We start from the raw sequence: 20,265 nt of genomic DNA, 5'->3' as shown, positions 1-20,265 counted from the left end.
ACAGGATGCTCAGGGCAGCAGGCCAAGGGTAGCCGCCACCTGTTCGGGCACTCAAAGCCGATCTTGAGAAAAGCGACAACGATTACGCGACACTAGTGGCGGTCGACTGGCCTGACTCTTGGCAGCCTGAAGCCACTGGTCACCAGATCCGGAAGCGCTCGTCGGTTCTGAGTAGGAATGCGAACCTTCCAGCTCCCGCCTTGTCAAGGCTGTCTGCACTGGAGTCCAGCCTTCTCCTCGCTCAGCTCGTTGCGGCGTTGCCAATATCCGACCTGGGATCGGAAGCGCCGTCGAACAAGCTCTGGGTAGCGATCAGCGATCATGCAAAAGAAGGCATCGACGTGCTGCACCTCGATGCCAGCGTCGACCTGGTCGAGACACTGCTGGAAGTCGTCGATGTCGCTGTCGCGCGTGATAAGGATGTCGACCCTGCCACCGTAGGCGGCGGCCAAGACATGGTGGTCGTTCGGATCTTTGGGGCAAGGGACGGACCGGGGATCCCAGCTGGTGACCTTGGCTTCAGGAAAACTCTCGTCCATCAAGTCACGCCAGCGCTCGATCTGCTGCTCGGGCGCGTCTGGATGATTGCGGCGCAGATGGTAGAAGGCCTCAGTCAGTACGGCTTCACTCCACCGAAGCTCATAGGCGACATGATGACTATCGAGAGCCATCAACGCCAACCAATCGCGCAGGCATCGTGAGTAGAGAACATTGGCATCCACGAACACTGTAAGCGGCACCGGCAGCACGCATTCAGGCTACCGATGCCGCACGACAATGGCCATCGTGAGAGGTTTACTCGTAGATGCCCAAATCATCCTGCTCAGCCATCAAGGCTTCATAGGCGTCGCGCTGCTGCGAGATACGGTGCCGGCGGTAGGCCAGTACGTCTCCCAGCGCTACTCGTCGGTGCGTACCTACCTTGTGCGATTTGATCGCACCTTTATCGAGCAGGCTGATCAATGTTGGCCTGGACACTCCTAGCACCCGGGCGGCCTCACTGGTGGTGAGCTCTCGCGCAACCTCGCTCACGACCACACCGTCCCCACGATCCAGGACGGCGCTTACTTGCCTCAAAAGATCAACCACCAGGTTTGGAACGGCGACAGACTCCGCGTTGGGGGCTACTAGGCGCACCTCATCGCCGTCAAGCTGTGAAAGGACAGCAAAGAGAGACTTCAGCGAGTTGTACTCCGGGCTGCCCTTGCGGCTGGCCGCTTCGGAAAGACGAAGCGCCGTTGCCGCGAGCGTCGTTGCGGTAGCCATGATCCACTCCTCGGTGCGCAGCCTGCGGTGCGCGGCTCGCGCATCTAGTTTCAATCACATCTGCAACATGTGCAACCAGCTTTGATTTATTTCATTTAGCCTCCAGTCTAGCCGAGAGTTGATGTCTTCGCCCGCCAGTCACCGGTACGACGTAGGGGACCGGATCGGGTGAACCACCGAAGGGAGCCAGTCGACCGAGCCTTCAGGCGGCAGACGTTAGCGGGGCCGGATCGCCCCAGGTCCTGCCCTGGTGGCCCGCAGACGCCCCCTGGCGAATCAGTGATACGTGTCCTCGTGGGACTTGTGGTAGTCCACGATGTCGTCGAGTCGCCCTGTGGCGGCGTGGGTGACCCAGGCGGGATTGCCCAGCAGGATCCGGCCGAGCGCGACGAGGTCGAACTCACCGGCCGCCACCCGCTGGACCAGGCCGGAGATGGACTCAGGGCCGCCGGGCCGCAGGAAGTCACGAGTCAGGCCGACCGAGCCCACCGTGATCGTGGGCAGTCCGGTGAGCCGCTTGGCCCAGCCGGCAAGGTTCATTCCGGAACCGGGGAACGCCGGCTCCCAGAACCGCCGCTGAGACGCGTGCAGCGCGCTCGCGCCGGCCTCGACAAACGCGGTCAGAATGGTGTCCAACTCAGCGGGGGTCTCCGCGATCCGGGCGTCGAACTGCCGCTCCTTGAACTGCGAGAACCGTACTATCACCGGCCGGTCTGAGGGGAAGTTCGCGCGGACGGCACCCACCACTGCGGCCGGGAACGCCGCCCGTCGCGCTGGCGAGCCGCCGTACGCGTCGGTGCGCCGGTTGGTGAACGGCCACAGGAACTCGTCCAACAGGTAGCCGTGCGCGGCGTGGATCTCGACCGCGTCGAACCCGGCCCTGGCCGCAACCCGGGCCGCCTCGGCGTACGACTCCAGCAGCTCGTCGATATCCGCGACCGTCATCGGGTGGCTCGCCGGCCGGCCCGGCTCAGGCACCCCGGACGGCGTCCACGCCGCTACCCCGTCGACCGGCTCGCGCAGGCTGCCCAGGTGCCACAGTTGCGCGGCGATTCGACCGCCGACCGCGTGCACCTCGTCGACCACGTGCCGCCAACCCGCTTCGGCCGCACCCGCGGTCATCCTCGGCACGGTGTCCTCGTGGCCAGCAGTGGGATGATCGACCCAGAGCCCCTCGCTGACGATGAGCCCGACACCGTTCTCGGCTCGGCGCCGGTAGTACGCAGCCACTTCCGGTGCGGGCACTCCACCCGGGGAGTGGAACCGGGTCATCGGTGCCATGACGAACCGGGATGCCAACGGCAGACCGGCGAACGTGACCGGCTCAAGCAACGGTGCCAGTGGCAGCTCGACGTCTGGGTAAGGGGCGAGGCTCGCTGTCATGCCCCGCACGCTAAGACTTGACACCAGTGTCAAGGGCAAGCCCGTTGGTCGCTGGTCTTACCCCACGGCGCGGGCCACGGGCGTGCCGTGCTGCTCGTCGACGGTCATGTCGTCGACGATGCGGTCCAATGCCGACACCGTACGGGCGAGCCGAGCCATTTCCGCGACGATGCGCTCGCGCTCCTCACGCAGCCGATCGGCCAACCACGATGTACGAATGTCCGGGTTCGTCATGCAGGGCAGCAACTCGTACATGCGCTTGCTACTCAGGCCCGCGTCGAACAGCCGCTGGATGAGAACGACCCGCTCGACTGCCGCCTCCGCGAAGATCCGCTGGCCACTTGCCGTACGCATCGACACGAGTAGCCCCTGCTCTTCGTAGTACCGGATCGACCGGGCGCTCACCCCGGTCCGGGCCGCAAGCTCGCCGATTCGCATCGCGTCCTTCCCGCCTGCTAACTGTGGCCTCGACCAAGACGCTACGTCACACGGAAACGAGCGGGACAAGTGAGAGCGTCCACCTCCGGAGACAAGGTCCCCTGACAGGCGTTCGCGCAGCTCAAGGGGCGTTTTTGTTGTCCAGGTGAGCGGAGGGTGTGGGATTCGAACCCACGAAGAGGTTGCCCCCTTACCGGTTTTCAAGACCAGCGCCATCGGCCACTAGGCGAACCCTCCAGGACCGCGAAGTCACCTTACGCAGTCGTGCCCTAGTGTGTCACGTCCGTTACCCGGCCCGGTGCCCCACCACCCCCTGCTGGGAGGATGCCAGTCATGCCTGGCAATACCCTGCGGTCACCGGCCGTCATCCTGATCACCGGGATCATGGCCGCCGGCAAGTCCACCGTCGCCGAGGAGCTGGCGCGTCGGCTGCCCCGGTCCGTACACCTGCGGGGTGACGTCTTCCGCCGGATGATCGTCAACGGGCGGGCCGAGATGACCCCGGACACCGAGGCCGAGGCCGTCCACCAGCTGCACCTGCGCTACACCCTGGCCGCCAACGCCGCCGACTCCTACTTCGACGCCGGCTTCACGGTCGTGTTGCAGGACGTCGTACTCGGCCCGGACCTGGCCGACATGGTCGACCGGATCCGCAGCCGTCCACTACTGATCGTGGTGCTCGCCCCGAGACCGGAGGTGGTGGCGGTCCGCGAGCAGGCCAGGTCCAAGACGGGGTACGGGGACTGGACGCCACACCAGCTCGATGCGGGTCTGCGTACGGAGACACCACGCCTCGGGCTCTGGCTGGACAACTCTGACCAGACCCCGACCGAGACCGTGGACGAGATCCTGACCCGGGCGTGGACCGAGGCGGTAGTGGGGTAAGACTGAGCCATGCGTGCGATCACGATCCCGGAGCCCGGTGGACCAGAGGTGCTGACCTGGGCCGAGGTGCCCGACCCGGAGCCCGGCCCCGGTGAGGTGATCGTCGACGTACGCGCCAGCGCAGTGAACCGCGCTGACCTGCTGCAACGGCAGGGGCACTACCCTCCGCCGCCGGGCGCTTCGGCGTACCCCGGTCTGGAATGCTCGGGTGTGATCAGCGCCACCGGCCCGGGGGTTTCCGGTTGGCAGGTGGGTGACGTGGTGTGTGCCCTGCTGGCCGGCGGTGGCTACGCCGAGCGGGTGGCGGTCCCGGCCGGGCAGCTCCTGCCGGTGCCGATGAACGTCGACCCGGTCGACGCCGCTGCGCTGCCCGAGGTGGCCGCTACGGTCTGGTCGAACCTGGTGGGCCTGGCCCACCTCGGCATGGGCGAGACGCTGCTGGTGCACGGCGGGGGTAGTGGCATTGGCACCTTCGCCATCCAGCTTGGGGTGGCGTTGGGCGCGACGGTGGTGGTGACCGCCCGATCCGCCAAGCATGAGCGGCTCCGGGAACTGGGGGCGGCGCACACCATCGACTACACCAGCGAGGACTTCGTCGAGGAGATCAAGAACATCACCGACGGCCGGGGCGCGGACGTGATCCTGGACATCATGGGCGGGGCGTACCTCGGGCGTAACGTGGCCGCGCTGGCGACCGGTGGCCGGCTGCTCGTGATCGGGTTGCAGGGTGGCCGTAAGGGTGAGCTGGACCTGGGCGCGCTGTTGAACAAGCGCGGGTCGATCTTCGCGACGGCGCTGCGGTCCCGACCGGTCGAGGAGAAGGCGGCGATCGTACGCGGGGTCCGCGAGGAGGTCTGGCCGCTGGTGGAGTCCGGGGCGATCGGTCCGATCATCGACCGGAAGATGCCGATGGCGTTGGCGGCCGAGGCGCACCGGATCGTCGGGTCCAACGATCACCTGGGCAAGGTGCTGCTCACCGTCGACTGAGGCCCGCTCGACCCACGGTCCGGGTGGGGCTCACCCGGAGCCGACCATGAGCCGGGCGCCCGGTCCTTCGGCGGCGAGTTCGTCGTCGGCGTTCATCACCTTGCAGCGTTGCAACGACAGGCAGCCACAGCCGATGCAACCGGTCAGGTCGTCGCGGAGCTGGGTGAGCAGGCTGATCTTCTCGTCGAGTTTGTGCTGCCAGGACGCGGACAGCCGGGCCCAGTCGGCCTTGGTGGGGGTACGGGATTCGGGCAGCGAGTCGAGCGCGGCGCGGATCTCCTCCAGGGAGACGCCGACCTGTTGGGAGATCCGGATGAAGGCCACCCGGCGCAGCATGTTCCGTTCGTAGCGGCGCTGGTTGCCACCGGTGCGGGTGGCCCGGATGAGGCCGAGCCGTTCGTAGTAGCGCAGCGCCGAGGGAGCCACCCCGGAGCGGGTCGCCAGTTCGCCGATGGTCAATGTTTCCTGCATCATCTCGCCTTGAGTTGAAGTGCACTTCAACATGCAGGCTATCCGTATGACTGCACCGACGACCACCAGCGCCGTCGCCCTCGACGAGTTGCTGCGCCGGCTCACCGGCGACGAGAAACACTCGGCCAGCGCCCATTCGACGCTCGATGTGATCTGGGTGCTCTACGACCGCCTGTTACGGGTCACGCCGGACACGGCCGACGCCCCGGACCGGGACCGGTTCCTGCTCTCCAAGGGGCACGGGCCGGCCGCCTACTACGCCGTACTGGCCGCCAAGGGGTTCGTCCCGGACGACTGGCTGGACGATCTCGCCGGCCCGGAGAGCCGGCTCGGCCACCATCCGGACCGGCTACTGGTCCCCGGTGTCGAGATCGGTTCCGGCTCCCTCGGCCACGGCCTGGGGCTGGGCGTGGGCACCGCGCTCGGGCTGCGGGCCCAGGGCATCCTGACGCCCAGGGTGTACGTCCTGCTCGGCGACGCCGAATTGGACGAGGGCTCCAACCACGAGGCGATCGCGTACGCGGGGGCGATCGGGCTGTCCACCCTGACCGCGATCGTCATCGACAACCGGTCGGCCACGCACGGCTGGCCGGGCCCGGGTGGGATCGCCAGCCGGTTCACCGTCAACGGCTGGTCCTCGGTGACCGTCGACGGTCGGGACCACGACGCGATCCACGACGGGTTGACCGCCAACCAGCCGGGCCGACCGCACGTCGTCGTCGCGGTCGTCGAGGAGAAGGAGTGAACATGCGGGACAGTTTCGTGGCGACCACCACCGCGCTGCTGGCGGACGATCCGCGTACCGCCCTGGTGCTGGCCGACATCTCCGCCTCCGCGTTCGAGTCGGCGGCCCGACGCCACCCGGACCGGGTACTCAACGTCGGTATCCGCGAGCAGTTGATGATCGGGGTCGGCGGTGGCCTGGCGCTGACCGGAATGCGGCCGATCGTGCACTCGTACGCGACGTTCGTGGTGGACCGGGCGTACGAGCAGATCAAGCTGGATCTGGGCCACCAGGGGGTGGGTGCGGTGCTGGTGAGCGTCGGTGCGTCGTACGACGGGTCGACTGCGGGCCGGACGCACATGTCCCCGGGGGACGTGGCGTTGTTCGACACGCTCGACGGCTGGACCGTTCAGGTGCCGGGGCATCCGGACGAGGTACCGGGGCTGTTACGGGCTGCGGTGCAGCACGACGATCCGGTCTACCTGCGCCTGTCCAGCCAGTCGAACCGGGCCGCGTACGGCGGCGACACCCGGCTCCAGGTGCTCCAGCGGGGTACGCCGGGAGCGCCGCTGGTGGTGGCGGTCGGACCGATGCTGGATCCGACCCTGATGGCGGTCGCCGGTCTGGACGTGACGGTGGCGTACACGCACACGCCGAGGCCGTTCGACGTCGACGGGTTACGGACGCTCGCCGGCTCCGAGGTGATCGTGGTGGAGCCGTACCTGGCCGGCACGTCGAGCGCGATCGTGAGTCGGGCGCTGAGCCACGTACCCCACCGGTTGCTGTCGCTGGGGGTGGGGCAGGCGGAGGTACGCCGTTACGGCAGTCCCGAGGACCATGCCCGCTGGCACGGTCTGGATGCCGAGGGGCTGCGCCGCTCGATCAGCGCTTTCCTGGGGTGATGCCCCGGCGTCGGGTGCGCTCGCGACTGAGGATCAACAGCGCCTCGACGCCGTCCTTCCAGGTGATCTTCTTACCCTCTTCCCGTCCCCGGGCGCGGTAGCTGATCGGCACCTCGTAGGGGCGGATCTTGCGGCGGAGCAGCTTGCCGGTGACCTCCGCCTCCATGCCGAAGCCGCGCGAGCGGACGTCCAGCGAGCGGTAGAGCGCGACCGGCATCAGCTTGAAGCAGGTCTCCAGGTCGCCGATGTACGAGTTGAACAGCACATTGGCGGCCGTGGTGACTGCCTTGTTGCCCATGACGTACCAGAAGCTGTAGGCGCTGTGGCTGCCAAATGTCCGATTTCCATAGACAACGGTGGCCCGCCCGTCCAGTACCGGTTCGAGCAGTTTGGTGATGTCCTGCGGATCGTATTCGAGGTCGGCGTCGAGGATCACCATGTATTCACCCTCGGCGTTGTCGACCGCGGTACGGATCGCGGCGCCCTTGCCGGCGTTACGCGGGTGGGTGATCACACGGACCCGGGCGTCGTCGGATCGCCCGAGGACTTCCCTGGTCCCGTCACGGCTACCGTCATCGACCACGACGAGTTCGATCTCGCAGGGGTAGTCCACCGCCAGCGCTTGCTTGAGGGCATCCGCGATGCGTTCTTCCTCGTTGTAGACCGGCATGAGGATCGAGAGCTTCACGGAGATCTCCATGGTGGCGACGACAAATCCGCCCTAGCCTAGCCTGATCCGTGCTGGTGGTCTGTCCTGCGCCCGTCGGTAAATTGTTCCGGGCTCCACTCGGGCAGGCCAGGGACGGTTCGGACGGGTACGTCACCCGGTCATCTGCCCACGATCCGGGCCCCGATGGTGGTCCCGTCACCACCGACTTCGGCTGCGTCGACATCGGCTGGACAACCCCGCCGACACCACCCCGGCGGTGACAAAGACGGACTACCAGCGAAATAGTGTTTACTTCCGCCCATGCCAACTGCATGGTCCCCCCTCGTGATGGCACCCGTCGTCACCTTCTTCCTGATCATGTACGTGGCTCGTCCTACTGCCGGCACGACCGGGCAGCCACGGCGGTTGGCAGCGGTCCGGGCAGCGCTGGCGACCGGTGCGTTCGCGGTGCTGGTCGTCGAGGGCCTCGGTGCCGTCGGCATGCTGACCGCACCCGCGCTCGCCACGGCGTGGCTGCTCTTCCTGGCGGTGGCAGCAGTCCTGGCCTGGTGGCGACGGCGTCGCGACCGGGCCACCGCCGAGCCGACCGCGCGGGCCGCCTGGCGCACCGCTCTCCTCGGCGGTTGGCGTACGGCCGCCCTCTGCGGTTGGCGTACGGCCAGCCTCGCCGAGCGCCTGATGATCGGCGTGATCGGCGGACTGGTGCTGGTCGAACTGGTCATCGCCCTGTTGGCCGAGCCGAACAACTTCGACTCGCAGACCTACCACCTGCCGAAGATCGAGCACTGGGTGTCGCAGGCCAGCCTGGAGATGTGGCCGACCGCCATCCACCGACAGGTCACCATCCCGCCCGGCGCCGAGTACCTGCTGCTGCACCTGCGCCTGTTCACCGACGGCGACGTGCTCTACAACCTGGTGCAGTGGGCGGCCGGCATCGGCTGTCTGGTCGTCGCCACCCGGATCACCGCCCAGCTCGGTGGTGGCCGACGAGCGCAGCTGATCACCGCTTTCCTGGTGGCGACGACCCCGATGGTGGCGCTTCAGGCGACCAGTACCCAGACCGACCTGGTCGCGGCGGCGTGGACAGGATGTGTGGCGACACTGGTCCTGGACGACCTGACCCGTCGCGCCACCGCCGGCTCGGTACTCGGTCTCGGACTGGCCACCGGACTGACCGCGGTCACCAAGACCAGCGGGCTCCTCGGCGTCGGACCGCTGCTGGTGCTCTGGGGGGTCGCCCAACTGCGGCTGGCGTTCACCGCACAGGCCAGGATCGACGTCCCCGGCGACGCAGGCGGCGCCAGCCACCTGGACCAGTCGGATCACCCCGGCCAACCGGGCGCCTCGGACCAACCAGGTCAGCCGGGTCAGCCCGGCCAACCAGGTCAGCCGGACCAACCGGGCCGGCGTGACCGGTCCCGACGGGTACGGGCGACGCTGGGCATCGGCGGCGCGTCGCTCGTCATCCTGGCCGTGGCCGCCCTCGTCACCGGCCCGTACCTGGTACGGATGACCGTGGAGTTCGGTAATCCGCTCGGACCGCCCCGGCTGCGCGAGTCGATCCCGTCCCAACGGCACGATCCCACCGCCGTACTGGTCAACGGTCTGCGGATCGCGCACACCGCGCTGGACACCCCGCTGTCCCCGCTGCGTGACGTGACCGCCTCGGCCATCAAGGGGGTGGCCGGCCTGGTCGGGGTGGATCCCCAGGACCCGGGCATCACCTTCGGCAAGACCACCTTCCCGGTGCGCTCGTGGTATCCGGACGAGGACCGGGTCGCATTCCCGCTGGTCGGGGCACTGGCGTTGATCGGCGGTGCGATCGCACTGGTCCGCCCGCGTCGGATCTCGCCCGAGCACGCCGGAGCCCTGCGGGCGTACGTGGTGACGATCGGCGTTGCCGTGGTGCTGCACAGCACGATGATCAAATGGCAGCCGTGGGGTAACCGGCTGCTGCTCTACGCGCTGCTGCTGGCCATCCCGCTGGCCGGCCTGTGGCTGGATGCGATGTTCCGGCGGCGGGCCGTACCGGGGCGTCGTTCGGTGGCGACGATCGCGGCGGTGGCGGTCCTGGCCACGTCGGCGCTCTCCGGGGTGCTGGCCATCTCGTACGGCTTCCCCCGGCGGCTGGTCGGCGCCGGCTCGGTGTTCACCACATCGGACTGGGACACCCGCTTCCTACGTCGGCCCCAGTGGGCCGAGGAGTTCCGCTGGGCCGCGACGGTGGTCGAGGCGTCCGGTGCCCGCCGGGTCGGGCTGGTGCAGCAGAACGACAACTGGGAGTACCCCTGGTGGCTGCTGCTCGGCCACGGCCCTGGCACCGGCAACAACGGACGGCGGGAGATCGTCGCGTTGCAGTCGGTGCTTCCGGACCGGCCGCCGGCCGATCCACGCACTGTGGACGCCATCGTCTGCACCGGTGACCGGGCTGCCTGCACGCGCCTGGTGCCGCGCGACTGGCGGGTCGAGTTCCGGGGCTACGTCGGCTACGCCCTGCCACCTCCGGCTCGCTGAGCCGTACCGGCCCCACCACGAGCCGGCACCCACCATCCCATCGCACCCCACGCCGGCACCGGCGTGGATGTTGCACCCACCACTGGTGACGGTGCCGACACACCGGATTGAGCTGCGACGACATCTTCCCGCAACAAGTTACTGAGAGGTATTCACATTCTTCCCCGCGCGGGCTACCGTCTGAACATTCGATTGACCAGCAACGATTGGATGGAAGGACCGCGTCGATGAGCGACCCCCGCCCGTCGGGAGGACGCAGCCCGCTCCGGATGCCACGACGACGTACCGCTGTCGTGATCGCATTCGTCGCCGGCCTCGTCCTGCCGATGCTCGTCAGCCCTCTCCCCGCCTCCTCCGCCCCCGCACCGGCCCAGGCGCGCCCGCCGATCCAGGCACTGCCGGCCAACCTCGAATCGATCCGGGCCGCCGAGGCCACCGCGCTCTACGGCAGCCCGGCCATCCGTCCACTGGAGCAGCGGAAGGTCGCACTGCTCACGATGGGCGACAGCCAGATCTCCGGCGAGGGCGTGGGCAACTACATCCCCGGCACCCACGAGCCCGGCAACTGGTGCGACCGGTCGTACGACCAGGCAGTGTTCCGTACCGGGATCTCCTCCGACGTGCAGTACAACATCGCCTGCTCGGGTGCCACGCCGTGGAACCTGATGGCCGGTGGCCCGACCCAGCACAACGAGCTGAACCAGGGCGACAACCTTGCGATCAAGGCACGGAACACCAAGATCAAGCTGATCTGGGTGGTCGTCGGCGCGAACGGTGAGGGCACCATCCAGTTCGGCCCGGTGGCCACCGACTGCACCATCAGCCGGGTGTTCTTCCAGGGCGCGTGCTACCCCGACTACACCGACGGCTGGTCGATCCGTACCGACGGCAGCCGGCAGGCCGTCGAGCAGGCACTCAACGACATCCGGCAGACCATGACCAACGCCGGCTACCTCCGGACCGACTACGAACTCGTGTTCATGTCGTACCCGAGCCCGGGTGGCCCGGACGTCGAGGACAACCCGGACTTCCCGGGCTGGTACAACGGCGGCTGCCTGATGTACCTCGCCGACCTGGCGTTCGCCCGCAACAAGGCGGTGCCGCTGTTCGAGAAGGCGCTGCGGGCCGCCGCCGTCAACACCGGCACCCGCTACATCGACGCCAGCCGGCTGTTCCACGGCCACGAGGTGTGCTCGGACAGCACCTCCGTACGCGGCCTCTTCATCGAGCTCGGCGTCTGGGACGAGAACGCCGCCCGGCAGTCGTTCCACCCCAACTACCGGGGACACGGCATGTTCGCCCAGTGCATGACCTCGTTCTTCAACTCCGGTCTGCAACAGGGCACCTGCGTCGACCCGGCCAGCACCAACCAGGCCGTGCTCTACAACGGACTGTTCGAGTTCAAGCAGCTGCGCAACGCTGGCACCGGGAACTGTGTTGACGGTGAGGGATACGACTCCCGCAACAACACGGCGCAGATCTCGTACACCTGCCACGGCGGCCGGAACCAGGGCTTCTGGTACGACCCGACCCGCCAGTCGCTGCACTCCGAGCTGTCCCACGACCGGTGCCTCGACGTCAACGGCGGATCGCTGACCGCCAACACCGTCGTCAACGTGTATGACTGCCACGGTGGCACCAACCAGAAGTGGGTGCTGGCCGGCAACCAGATCAAGGCAGCCGGCAACACCAACCTCTGCCTGGCCTTCGACAGCCCGAGCAGTGGCAACCCACGCCTGCGGCTGGCCGCCTGCGGCAGCAGCAACCGGCAGCAGTGGTCCTTCGAGTCCCGCTCCTTCGCCAACCCCGTCGGCTACGGCCACGACGACTTCATCGGCTCCCGCGTCTACTGAGCTGTAGGGAAGGGCCCCTTCTCAGCGCCTTCTGCGGCGCGTTGGAAGGGGCCCTTCCCGACGTCAGGTGGCCAGGGCAGGACCGATCCGGGTGGCCGCGCCCGGTCGGAACCGATGGTTGAGTACGGCATCCAGCTGCCACACCCGCTTGGGATCGCCGACCCTGATCAGGAACCGCTCGCGTATGCCGTCGATCGCGGTTGCGGCCAACTCCACACCGGACAGATGCGGATCCGGGTTCCAGGTGACGTTGGTCAGATGCCGCAGCTCGGCGTTGAGATGCAGACGCAGTCGGCGCAGTAGCCGGGTCCGTCGCATCACCACCAGCCGCTGATGGGTGAGCAGTAGCAGGTAGTCGCCCTGGGCCGGCCGGTCGACCCGGGTGCATCGAGTGACGAGGACCACGGCGTCGCCGGACTCCACGCACCGCCGCAGGCTGGCCAGGTGCCGGCCCACCGTCGTAACGGACACCCCGGCCACGACGGCCGCGGGTGGAAGCGTCTGGGAGAACACGTCCATGCATCTTCCAACGAGGGGCCGGCGGTGGATGGTGCGGCATTTACATGGATGAAAGTGAGATTAGTCCGGGCGAGACGCCGAGGTGGCAGCACCCGGCACCGTCGATCCTCCGGCCCGGAGGTGCCCGGCCCCTCAGGCACAGGCGCTTCTGAGTCGGAGGACCGACTGGACGAAGGTACGCCCTACAGCAGCTCGACGATGGTGGCGTTGGCCATGCCGCCGCCCTCGCACATCGTCTGGAGGCCGTACCGGATGCCGTTGTCCCGCATGTGCTGCACCATCGTGGTCATGATCCGGGCACCGGAGCCGCCGAGCGGGTGCCCCAGGGCGATCGCCCCACCACGCGGGTTCATCCGCGCCGGGTCGGCCCCCGTCTCGGCCAGCCACGCCAGCGGGACGGGCGCGAACGCCTCGTTGACCTCGTAGACCCCGATGTCGTCGATGCCCAGCCCGGCGCGGCTCAGCGCCTTCGCGGTGGCCGGGATGGGGCCGGTCAGCATGATCACCGGGTCGTCGCCGGCGACCACGGCGGTGTGGATCCGGGCCAGCGGCGTAAGACCGTGCTGGCGAGCCCACTCGGAGGTGGTGACGGCCAGGGCGGCGGCACCGTCCGAGATCTGCGACGCGGATCCGGCGGTGACCACCCCGTCGGCCCGGAACGGCGTCTTCAGCTCGGCCAGCCGCTCCAGGGTGGTGTCCCGTCGGATGCCCTCGTCGGCGGCGACCTTGCCGCCGTCGGCGAGGACGACCGGGGAGATCTCCGCCTCGAACAGCCCGGCGTCCTGGGCCGCCGCCGCCTTCTCGTGGCTGGCCAGCGCGAACTCGTCAAGCTGGGTACGGGAGAACTGCCACCGCTGGGCGATCATCTCCGCACCGACGCCCTGGTTGAACGGGACCACCTCGTCGACCGCGAAGCCTGCCGCGTCGCGGTAGCGGTCGCGGACGAGATCCCCGTACGGCAGACCGCCGGTCGCCGAAGATCCCATCGGCACCCGGGTCATCGCCTCCACGCCACCGGCGACCACCAGATCGGCCTGGCCGGAGATGACGGCGGCAGCGGCGAAGTGCAACGCCTGCTGGCTCGATCCGCACTGCCGGTCGACAGTCGTTCCGGGCACCGTCTCCGGCCAGCCGGCCGCCAGCACGACGTTGCGGCCGATGTTCCAGGACTGCTCACCGACCTGGGACACACAGCCCCAGATCACGTCGTCGACGTCGGCCGGGTCCAGGCCGCTGCGTTCGGCCAGGGACCGCAGGACGTGTGCCGACAGATCGACCGGGTGCACCGGGGCCAACGCCCCCTTGCGTCGGCCGATCGGGGTGCGTGCCGTACCGACAATGACCGCGTCCCGCATTTTCTACTCCCCAGTAACTAAGCCTGCTCCGATCCTACGTCGTCCCGGACGGTCCGTACGCTCCCGCTGTACGGCGTATTCGTTCCACCGGTACTGCATCCTTGTTGCGTGCCTTCCGAGCAGACCGATGACGAACGACCCGACGATGCTCAGCCCGGTCCCGGTCCCGGTCCCGGCGACGGCGACGGCGACGGCGACGGCGACGGCGACGGCGGAATTGTGTCCCGGCGCTGGCGGGTCGGTGCCGTACCACCCACGCTCAAGTTGACCAGCGCGGCGCTCCTGGTCCTGGCCGGGGCGCTGTTGACCGACAGCGACCCGGTCCCGCTCGGGCTGGCGGTACTGGCCGCCGTCGTACTGGCCGGCTGGGCGATGCGTGATCTCCTGGTCCCGGTCCGGTTGGCCCTCGACCCGACCGGCATCACCGTGGTCACCGGGTACGCCGGCCACCGTCACCTCGGTTGGACGGACATCGAACGGATAACCGTGGACAGCCGACCACGATTCGGGCTGCGTACCGGCACTCTGGAGGTCGACACCGGCGACTCGCTGCACCTCTTCGGCCGGAACGACCTGGGTGCCGACCCGGAGGAGGTCGTCGCCGTCCTGCAAGCCGCGCAGCGGCAGGCGACCATCACCGGCTGATCCACTCTCAGGTGGGCTCGCCCAGGTGGGCCCACCCAGGTGGGCCCTCGGGTGAGCAGTGGGCCCTCAGGTGAGCAGCAGCGCCGTCCGTACCAGGGTCACGCCGAGCAACGCGATCACGATCAGAGCGGTGCCGGCCACCTGGAACAACGACCGGCGTGACCGAGGCGCATAGGCCATGACCAGCGCCATGAGTGCTCCGACCACCAGACCGCCGAGGTGACCGGAGATGGAGATGCCCGGCACGGCGAAGGTGAAGACCAGGTTGATCACGAGGATCGGGATCACCGACGAGGTGTCCCGGCCGAGCCGGCGCATGATGACGAAGAGCGCCGCGAACAGCCCGAAGACCGCGGTCGAGGCACCCGCCGTCTGGGCGTTCGGCGCGGTGAAGACGTACGCGGCGACGTTTCCACCCAGGCCAGCGACCAGGTAGAGGGCGAGGAACCGCAGCGGCCCGAGCGTCGCCTCCAGGGAACGTCCCAGCACCCACAGCGCCCACATGTTCATGAGCAGGTGGAGCACGCCGTAGTGCAGGAACATCGCGGTGATCAGGCGGTAGTACTCGCCCTCCGCGATGCCGTGCACGGTGAAGTCGGGGAAGAGCGCCCGCCCGAGAACCGAGCCCCAGTCGGTCAACGGGGTGCTGCCACCCAGTAGCCCACCGAAGCCCCGTCCACCGGCAACCGAGTCGCCGCCCTGGTCCAGGAAGATGGACAGCAGCATGAACAGGACATTTATCCCGATGAGCGTCTTGGTGACGTAGCCGGCACGGCCGGCGGTACCGCCGCCGAAGACGGTACGCACCGGCCGCTGCGTACGACGGCCCTCCGCTACGCACTCTGGGCACTGGTGGCCGACCGACGCCTCCCGCATGCAGTCGGGGCAGATCGGCCGCTCGCATCGGGTGCACCGGACATAGGTCTCCCGCGACGGGTGCCGGTAGCAGACCGGTGCCGTCGGCGGAGACTCGTTCACGATGTCACCTCGCCGCGCTCATTCATGCGAGCAAAGGTACCTCGCGGACCGGCTCAGGCCTGGATACGTTCGATCTCAACCCGCTCGATGACCACGTCGTTGCGCGGACGGTCACCGGGACCGGTCGGCGTGTTGGCGATGGCGTCGACGACCTTGGCCGAGTCCTGGTCGGCGACCTTGCCGAAGATGGTGTGCCGGTTGTTCAGGTGCGGGGTCGGGCCCACCGTGATGAAGAACTGCGAGCCGTTGGTGCCCGGTCCGGCGTTGGCCATGGCCAGCAGGTACGGCTGGTCGAAGCGCAGCTCCGGGTGGAACTCGTCGGCGAACTTGTAGCCGGGTCCACCCCGGCCGGTGCCGGTCGGGTCACCCATCTGGATCATGAAGCCGGCGATCACGCGGTGCGAGATGGTGCCGTCGTAGTACGGCCCGGAGCCCGGCGCGCCGGTCCGCGGGTCGATGTACTCACGCGTGCCCTCGGCCAGTTCCACGAAGTTGCGAACCGTCTTCGGCGCGTGGTTCTGGAACAGCTCCAACCGGATCGGGCCGGCGTTGGTGTGCAAGGTGGCGTAGATCGCCTCAGCCACGGGTACTCCTCAGTTGTCGGTCAGTTTCCATGCGGATCCTCCCATGTGCCCGTTCTGGCAGTGCGGAGGCATCCAAAGGTGGAGGATGACGAAGGAACGACACCCAGGAGGTGGGACCGGTGTTCGGAATTGGTCGACGTAGAACTCACAGTCAGCTCGCCAAGGCCGAGTTGGGCGAGAGTATCGATCACTTCAGGCGGGCGGCCACCCATGCGGCCGGTGGGGTCGGAGCCACTGTCGGTCCCCGGATGACGGCGGCCCGGGAGTACGTCGCCCCGACCGCCGCCCGGTTCAGGGACCGGGCGTCGTACGGCTGGGGAGCAACCGTGACCGCCCTCGCGCCGCTGGCCGTGGCGGCGGCGGACGGTGCCCGTCAGGCCGGCGCGACCGCCCGGAAGGCGAAGCCCAGGAAGATGCGAGCAATGCGGAAGAAGGAGTCGTTGATGGCACGTCGACGGTGGCCGATGGTGACCGGGATCCTGGCCGCTGGTGCCATGATCGGTGTCGCGGGTGCGGTGGCGATGCGTCGCCGTCGGCAACAGGAATGGGAGTCGTACGAGGCCGGCCACGCGCTGGACACGGCCCGGGAGGACGCCGAGGTGCTGGCGGCCGGTTCGACTGGCACCACCACCGACCCGACCAGCGCGACCCCGGCTGCCGACCGGTCCATGGACCGGACCATGGAGAAGGTGGCCGACCGGGTGGCCGACCGGACCGCAGCGGCGACCATGGGCGACAGCGCCAGGAAGGGTTCGGCCAAGAGCGCCGCCAACCGGACCGACGGGGTCCTCGGCAGCGCCACGACCTCTGCCGGCAACAGCCAGAACTAGGGCACGATCCTGCCCGTGCAGCGTGTCCTTGCCCGGGTCACAGCCAGCGGTTACGTCGTAGCCACCGGTAGAGCACCAGCGAGATCGTCAGCATCAGGGCGAGTACCACCGGATAGCCGTACGTCCATTTGGTCTCCGGCATGACGTCGAAGTTCATGCCGTAGATGCCGGCGATGGCGGTCCACACCGCCGCGATGGCCGCCCACGAGGCGATCTTGCGCATGTCGTTGTTCTGCTCAACCGTGACCTGGGCAAGGCGCGCCTGCAGGATCGAGTTCAGCAGGTCGTCGTAGGAGTTGACCTGCTCGACGGTGCGGGTCAGGTGATCCTGCACGTCCCGGAAGTAGCGGCGGATCTCCTCCGGTACCTCCTCGTTCACCCGAGCGGTCAGCGTCATCAGCGGGCGCTGCAACGGGACCACCGCCCGCTTGAACTCCACCAGTTCCCGCTTCATCTGATAGATCCGCTGGATCCGACCCCGCGTGTTCCGGCTGAACACCTGCGTCTCCAGCGTGTCCATGTCCTCTTCGATCCGGTCGCTGACCTCCAGGTAGAGGTCGACCACCCGGTCGGTGACCGCGTACGCCACCGCCCAGGGTCCCTGGGCCAGCAGTTCCTGTTTGCTCTCCAGGTCGGCGCGGATCGGCGAGAGCCGGCAGGCGTCGCCATGCCGCACGCTGACCACGAACTGCGGACCGATGAAGAGCATCACCTGCCCGGTCTCCACGACCTCGGAGTTCTCCGTCAGCTCGCCGTGTGCGACGTACCGGGCGGTACGCAGCGCCAGGAAGCTGACCTCGCCGAACTGCTCCAACTTGGGTCGCTGCTGGGCCTTGACCGCGTCCTCGACCGCCAACTCGTGCAGTTCGTAGCAGCCGGCGATGGCGGCCATCTCGGCCAGGCTCGGTTCGTGCAGGCCCAACCAGACGAAGGCGTTGCGGTGCTGTCGCGCCTCGGCCAACGCCTCGGCGTAGTCCCACTCGCCGGCCTGCCGTACCCCGTCGACGTAGAGCGCGCAGTCCACGACCGCGCTGCGATCGGGGGAGGTCTCGGGTGGCGGCTGCTGGCTGTTGACGTCGGCGTTGAGCATGCGGGTCATCGCCCGTACCGGTGCGGTCCAGGCCCGGGTACGCGGAACGCGGCTGCGCGCCCCGACCGGATCGGGTTGATCCGCGGCCATCCTCGCCTGGGCCGCCATCCTGGTCTGGTCAGGCTGATCCACCATCCTGGCCACCTCCCTCCCACCGGCGTGACCACTGCCGGAATGCAGGCTACGCCCACGACGGAAGCCCGGCTCGGCGCTGGCAGGCCAGGCCTGGTGTCCAGCAGGAAACCCATCCTGCTGCCGGGGTGGCGCCGGGTGGACCGGCCGCTCGGGGGGGTAGGTGCGGGCGGTCCACCCGGCGCCCTTTGGGGGCGGGGGGTTATGCCTATGAGGTCAACCGCATGAAACGATTGGCGCTCGCAGCATTGTGAGCTGTCCACCGCCCCTCTGGGAACCCCCAACAAGCAACCGCATTCATTTGTCGGATATCCGACAATGTTTCTTATCTCTGCCCGCGGACCGCCTCGACCGCCTCGGCGAGACGCTGCACACCCTCCTCGATCCGGTCAGGTGTGACCGCCGAATAGGCCAGGCGCAGCGCGTGCTGACCGCCGTCCAGGAGGAAGTCGCTGCCCTTGACAACCGCTACGCCACGCTCCGCCGCAGCCGGCGCGAGCTTGTCGACGTGGACGTCCGTCGGCAGTTCGACCCACAGGAAGTATCCGCCGTCGGGCTCGATGAACCGGACGCCCGGGATGTGCTGGCGCAACGCGGCGGCCAGCAGCGTCGCCCGCTCACCCAACGACGTACTGACCTTCTCGATCGACCGGTGGATGTCCCCGGAGACGCAGAACTGGTGCACGATCGCCTGCGCCACCATGCCGGGCGAGATGTAGAGGTTCGTGGCCCGCTTGGCGATGTCGGCGATGAGCGCGGCCGGCCCCACCAGGTAGCCCACCCGTACACCCGGGCAGACGGTCTTGGTGAAGCTGGACGCGTGCACCACGACGTCGTGCTGGTCGAGGGAGAGCATCGACGGCAGCGGCTCGCCCCGGAACCGGATGTCGGCGTACGGGTCGTCCTCGAAGATGGTGAAGCCGTACTCGGCGGCCAGGGCCAGCAGCGCGTGCCGCTTCTCCAGGGAGAGCGTGACGCCAGCCGGGTTCTGGTAGTTCGGGATGATGTGCGCAACCGTCGGCCGCACCCCGGACTCCAGCAGCTTGCCCAGTTCGTCGGTGTCGATCCCGTCCGGCTGGATGGTCACCGCGTGCACCTCGGCACCCTGCTGCTGGAGGTTGAGCAGGGTCCGGTCGTAGGTCGGGCGCTCCACCACGACCGCGTCACCCGGCTTGACGAGCCGGTCGAAGAGGAAGGCGTCGGCCTGCAACGACCCATTGGTGACCAGCACCTGGTCCACGGCGACGCCGTGCTTGGCCGCAATCCACTCACGCAGCGGCAGGTAGCCCATCGAGGTGCCGTACGCGGTGATACCGGCCGGGTCGGCGTCAAAGGCCCGAACCGCCGCGGCCTTGAGCCCATCAATATCGACGATGTCCAAAGAGGGCGCCCCACGGGCGAACGAAATCAGCTGCTCGGCAGTCATGACTACTCAGCGTACGGGTGACGATGGCCACAGCGACGCAGGTACCGCCGTGTCCGCATCATGAGCGTCTGACCGTCCTGAGCAGGCACGACACAGCCATCGACGATCCCGAACGAGAGCCATCGACGGTCCTGGACGGCCATCCGGGCGGACCGCCCGGCCAGCACGTGATATAGACCACCAATAACGCTACGGCAACCCACCCGCGTCACCGGCTCAGTCCTGCGGCGTGACCGTCCGCTCGCTGGCCCAGACCCGGACGATGTCCCGTACCGAGATCACCCCGAGAACCTCGCCGTCCTCCAGCACGACGAGGTGGCGGAATCCGCCCCGGACCATGGTGGCCGCCGCCTCTTCGAGGGTCCAGTCCGGCCCGGCGTACACCACGTCCCAGGTGAGATGGGCCGCGGTCCGCTCGACGTCGCAGTCCAACCCGGCACCAACCGCGTTGAGCACGTCGCGTTCAGTCATGATCCCGATGCCCTGGGAATCAGGATCGACGACGACGGCTGAGCCGACCCTTCGCTGCGCCATCATTCCGGCGGCCTGCCGGAGCGTGTGGTCAGGACCAACGACAAGAACCTGGCTGGACATCGCTTCGCGCACCCGCATC

21 protein-coding genes and 1 tRNA gene are annotated in these 20,265 nt (G+C 68.2%); 8 read left to right on the top strand and 14 right to left on the bottom strand.

Features of this window, described 5'->3' with window-relative positions:
* Positions 1–203: 203 nt before the first annotated feature.
* The 5 genes from ACFQ4H_RS28290 to ACFQ4H_RS28270 all read right to left on the bottom strand — a co-directional run bounded on the left by ACFQ4H_RS28290 (position 204) and on the right by ACFQ4H_RS28270 (position 3,324).
* The gene (locus ACFQ4H_RS28290; protein WP_377576532.1) at positions 204–749 is read right to left on the bottom strand and encodes a PIN domain-containing protein; all 546 of its coding nucleotides are present in this window, start codon (positions 747–749) and stop codon (positions 204–206) included.
* Between the two features lie 46 nt (positions 750–795).
* Positions 796–1,266: a helix-turn-helix domain-containing protein gene (locus ACFQ4H_RS28285; protein ID WP_377576529.1), complete on the bottom strand. Its 471-nt coding sequence runs from the start codon at positions 1,264–1,266 to the stop codon at positions 796–798.
* A 276-nt stretch (positions 1,267–1,542) separates the two neighbouring features.
* Complete coding sequence (locus tag ACFQ4H_RS28280; RefSeq protein WP_377576527.1) at positions 1,543–2,649, bottom strand: oxidoreductase; 1,107 nt, start codon at positions 2,647–2,649, stop codon at positions 1,543–1,545.
* Between the two features lie 57 nt (positions 2,650–2,706).
* Positions 2,707–3,087: a MerR family transcriptional regulator gene (locus tag ACFQ4H_RS28275; RefSeq protein WP_377576525.1), complete on the bottom strand. Its 381-nt coding sequence runs from the start codon at positions 3,085–3,087 to the stop codon at positions 2,707–2,709.
* Between the two features lie 150 nt (positions 3,088–3,237).
* A tRNA-Ser gene (locus tag ACFQ4H_RS28270) sits at positions 3,238–3,324 on the bottom strand.
* A gap of 96 nt (positions 3,325–3,420) precedes the next feature.
* On the opposite strand from ACFQ4H_RS28270, the gene ACFQ4H_RS28265 reads away from it, so the two are divergent.
* Together ACFQ4H_RS28265 and ACFQ4H_RS28260 are read left to right on the top strand one after the other, a co-directional pair.
* The gene (locus ACFQ4H_RS28265; RefSeq protein ID WP_377576522.1) at positions 3,421–3,972 is read left to right on the top strand and encodes an AAA family ATPase; all 552 of its coding nucleotides are present in this window, start codon (positions 3,421–3,423) and stop codon (positions 3,970–3,972) included.
* Positions 3,973–3,981: 9 nt separating this feature from the next.
* Complete coding sequence (locus tag ACFQ4H_RS28260; protein WP_377576520.1) at positions 3,982–4,959, top strand: NAD(P)H-quinone oxidoreductase; 978 nt, start codon at positions 3,982–3,984, stop codon at positions 4,957–4,959.
* Between the two features lie 30 nt (positions 4,960–4,989).
* Here ACFQ4H_RS28260 and soxR read toward each other — a convergent pair whose 3' ends face one another.
* Entirely contained in the window at positions 4,990–5,430 is a 441-nt protein-coding gene (soxR, locus tag ACFQ4H_RS28255) for a redox-sensitive transcriptional activator SoxR (RefSeq protein ID WP_377576517.1), read from the bottom strand.
* A gap of 46 nt (positions 5,431–5,476) precedes the next feature.
* Here soxR and ACFQ4H_RS28250 point away from each other — a divergent pair, with 46 nt between their 5' ends.
* Positions 5,477–6,175, top strand: coding sequence for a transketolase (locus ACFQ4H_RS28250; protein ID WP_377576514.1), 699 nt, complete (start codon positions 5,477–5,479; stop codon positions 6,173–6,175).
* A gap of 2 nt (positions 6,176–6,177) precedes the next feature.
* Positions 6,178–7,056 (top strand): transketolase family protein, encoded by an 879-nt coding sequence (locus ACFQ4H_RS28245; protein WP_377576511.1) that lies wholly within the window; start codon positions 6,178–6,180, stop codon positions 7,054–7,056.
* Here the strand turns inward: ACFQ4H_RS28245 and ACFQ4H_RS28240 are convergent.
* Entirely contained in the window at positions 7,037–7,744 is a 708-nt protein-coding gene (locus ACFQ4H_RS28240) for a glycosyltransferase family 2 protein (RefSeq protein WP_377576544.1), read from the bottom strand. The genes ACFQ4H_RS28245 and ACFQ4H_RS28240 overlap by 20 nt on opposite strands.
* Positions 7,745–8,053: 309 nt before the next feature.
* Between ACFQ4H_RS28240 and ACFQ4H_RS28235 the strand changes: the two genes are divergently transcribed.
* Both ACFQ4H_RS28235 and ACFQ4H_RS28230 read left to right on the top strand, forming a co-directional pair.
* Positions 8,054–10,240 (top strand): hypothetical protein, encoded by a 2,187-nt coding sequence (locus ACFQ4H_RS28235; protein WP_377576541.1) that lies wholly within the window; start codon positions 8,054–8,056, stop codon positions 10,238–10,240.
* Positions 10,241–10,467: 227 nt separating this feature from the next.
* Complete coding sequence (locus ACFQ4H_RS28230) at positions 10,468–12,093, top strand: ricin-type beta-trefoil lectin domain protein (protein WP_377576509.1); 1,626 nt, start codon at positions 10,468–10,470, stop codon at positions 12,091–12,093.
* A gap of 63 nt (positions 12,094–12,156) precedes the next feature.
* On the opposite strand, the gene ACFQ4H_RS28225 is transcribed toward ACFQ4H_RS28230, so the two are convergent.
* Complete coding sequence (locus ACFQ4H_RS28225) at positions 12,157–12,612, bottom strand: hypothetical protein (RefSeq protein ID WP_377576506.1); 456 nt, start codon at positions 12,610–12,612, stop codon at positions 12,157–12,159.
* Positions 12,613–12,794: 182 nt separating this feature from the next.
* Positions 12,795–13,967 carry a thiolase family protein gene (locus ACFQ4H_RS28220; RefSeq protein WP_377576503.1) on the bottom strand — a complete coding sequence of 391 codons (1,173 nt, stop codon included), beginning with the start codon at positions 13,965–13,967 and terminating at the stop codon, positions 12,795–12,797.
* Positions 13,968–14,183: 216 nt separating this feature from the next.
* Here ACFQ4H_RS28220 and ACFQ4H_RS28215 point away from each other — a divergent pair, with 216 nt between their 5' ends.
* Positions 14,184–14,612, top strand: a complete 429-nt coding sequence (locus tag ACFQ4H_RS28215) for a PH domain-containing protein (RefSeq protein ID WP_377576538.1) — start codon at positions 14,184–14,186, stop codon at positions 14,610–14,612.
* Positions 14,613–14,678: 66 nt separating this feature from the next.
* Here ACFQ4H_RS28215 and ACFQ4H_RS28210 read toward each other — a convergent pair whose 3' ends face one another.
* Complete coding sequence (locus ACFQ4H_RS28210; RefSeq protein ID WP_377576500.1) at positions 14,679–15,590, bottom strand: rhomboid family intramembrane serine protease; 912 nt, start codon at positions 15,588–15,590, stop codon at positions 14,679–14,681.
* A 53-nt stretch (positions 15,591–15,643) separates the two neighbouring features.
* Positions 15,644–16,174: a peptidylprolyl isomerase gene (locus tag ACFQ4H_RS28205; protein WP_377576498.1), complete on the bottom strand. Its 531-nt coding sequence runs from the start codon at positions 16,172–16,174 to the stop codon at positions 15,644–15,646.
* A gap of 119 nt (positions 16,175–16,293) precedes the next feature.
* Between ACFQ4H_RS28205 and ACFQ4H_RS28200 the strand changes: the two genes are divergently transcribed.
* Positions 16,294–17,004 carry a hypothetical protein gene (locus tag ACFQ4H_RS28200; protein ID WP_377576495.1) on the top strand — a complete coding sequence of 237 codons (711 nt, stop codon included), beginning with the start codon at positions 16,294–16,296 and terminating at the stop codon, positions 17,002–17,004.
* Between the two features lie 37 nt (positions 17,005–17,041).
* On the opposite strand, the gene corA is transcribed toward ACFQ4H_RS28200, so the two are convergent.
* From corA to ACFQ4H_RS28185, 3 genes are all read right to left on the bottom strand, one after another.
* Positions 17,042–18,103: a magnesium/cobalt transporter CorA gene (gene corA / locus ACFQ4H_RS28195; protein WP_377576535.1), complete on the bottom strand. Its 1,062-nt coding sequence runs from the start codon at positions 18,101–18,103 to the stop codon at positions 17,042–17,044.
* Positions 18,104–18,551: 448 nt separating this feature from the next.
* Positions 18,552–19,652, bottom strand: coding sequence for an aminotransferase-like domain-containing protein (locus ACFQ4H_RS28190; RefSeq protein WP_377576493.1), 1,101 nt, complete (start codon positions 19,650–19,652; stop codon positions 18,552–18,554).
* 216 nt (positions 19,653–19,868) lie between these two features.
* A complete protein-coding gene (locus ACFQ4H_RS28185; RefSeq protein WP_377576490.1) occupies positions 19,869–20,264 on the bottom strand; it encodes a CBS domain-containing protein in 396 nt (131 codons plus the stop codon).
* Position 20,265 lies beyond the last annotated feature (1 nt).

It is taken from the genome of Micromonospora sonneratiae (assembly GCF_042679305.1).
Taxonomy (GTDB): domain Bacteria; phylum Actinomycetota; class Actinomycetes; order Mycobacteriales; family Micromonosporaceae; genus Micromonospora_H; species Micromonospora_H sonneratiae.
Note: the sequence above shows the minus strand (reverse complement) of the source record. Positions and strands in the feature narration are given on the sequence as shown.

Excerpts from the sequence above, each read along its gene's own strand:
- ACFQ4H_RS28225 (WP_377576506.1), bottom strand. The coding sequence starts at position 12,612 with ATGGACGTGTTCTCCCAGACGCTTCCACCCGCGGCCGTCGTGGCCGGG.
- ACFQ4H_RS28285 (WP_377576529.1), bottom strand. The coding sequence starts at position 1,266 with ATGGCTACCGCAACGACGCTCGCGGCAACGGCGCTTCGTCTTTCCGAA.
- ACFQ4H_RS28235 (WP_377576541.1), top strand. The coding sequence starts at position 8,054 with ATGGCACCCGTCGTCACCTTCTTCCTGATCATGTACGTGGCTCGTCCT.
- ACFQ4H_RS28260 (WP_377576520.1), top strand. The coding sequence starts at position 3,982 with ATGCGTGCGATCACGATCCCGGAGCCCGGTGGACCAGAGGTGCTGACC.
- ACFQ4H_RS28250 (WP_377576514.1), top strand. The coding sequence starts at position 5,477 with ATGACTGCACCGACGACCACCAGCGCCGTCGCCCTCGACGAGTTGCTG.
- ACFQ4H_RS28245 (WP_377576511.1), top strand. The coding sequence starts at position 6,178 with ATGCGGGACAGTTTCGTGGCGACCACCACCGCGCTGCTGGCGGACGAT.
- soxR (WP_377576517.1), bottom strand. The coding sequence starts at position 5,430 with ATGCAGGAAACATTGACCATCGGCGAACTGGCGACCCGCTCCGGGGTG.
- ACFQ4H_RS28190 (WP_377576493.1), bottom strand. The coding sequence starts at position 19,652 with ATGACTGCCGAGCAGCTGATTTCGTTCGCCCGTGGGGCGCCCTCTTTG.
- corA (WP_377576535.1), bottom strand. The coding sequence starts at position 18,103 with ATGACCCGCATGCTCAACGCCGACGTCAACAGCCAGCAGCCGCCACCC.
- ACFQ4H_RS28220 (WP_377576503.1), bottom strand. The coding sequence starts at position 13,967 with ATGCGGGACGCGGTCATTGTCGGTACGGCACGCACCCCGATCGGCCGA.
- ACFQ4H_RS28230 (WP_377576509.1), top strand. The coding sequence starts at position 10,468 with ATGAGCGACCCCCGCCCGTCGGGAGGACGCAGCCCGCTCCGGATGCCA.
- ACFQ4H_RS28185 (WP_377576490.1), bottom strand. The coding sequence starts at position 20,264 with ATGCGGGTGCGCGAAGCGATGTCCAGCCAGGTTCTTGTCGTTGGTCCT.
- ACFQ4H_RS28275 (WP_377576525.1), bottom strand. The coding sequence starts at position 3,087 with ATGCGAATCGGCGAGCTTGCGGCCCGGACCGGGGTGAGCGCCCGGTCG.
- ACFQ4H_RS28265 (WP_377576522.1), top strand. The coding sequence starts at position 3,421 with ATGCCTGGCAATACCCTGCGGTCACCGGCCGTCATCCTGATCACCGGG.
- ACFQ4H_RS28280 (WP_377576527.1), bottom strand. The coding sequence starts at position 2,649 with ATGACAGCGAGCCTCGCCCCTTACCCAGACGTCGAGCTGCCACTGGCA.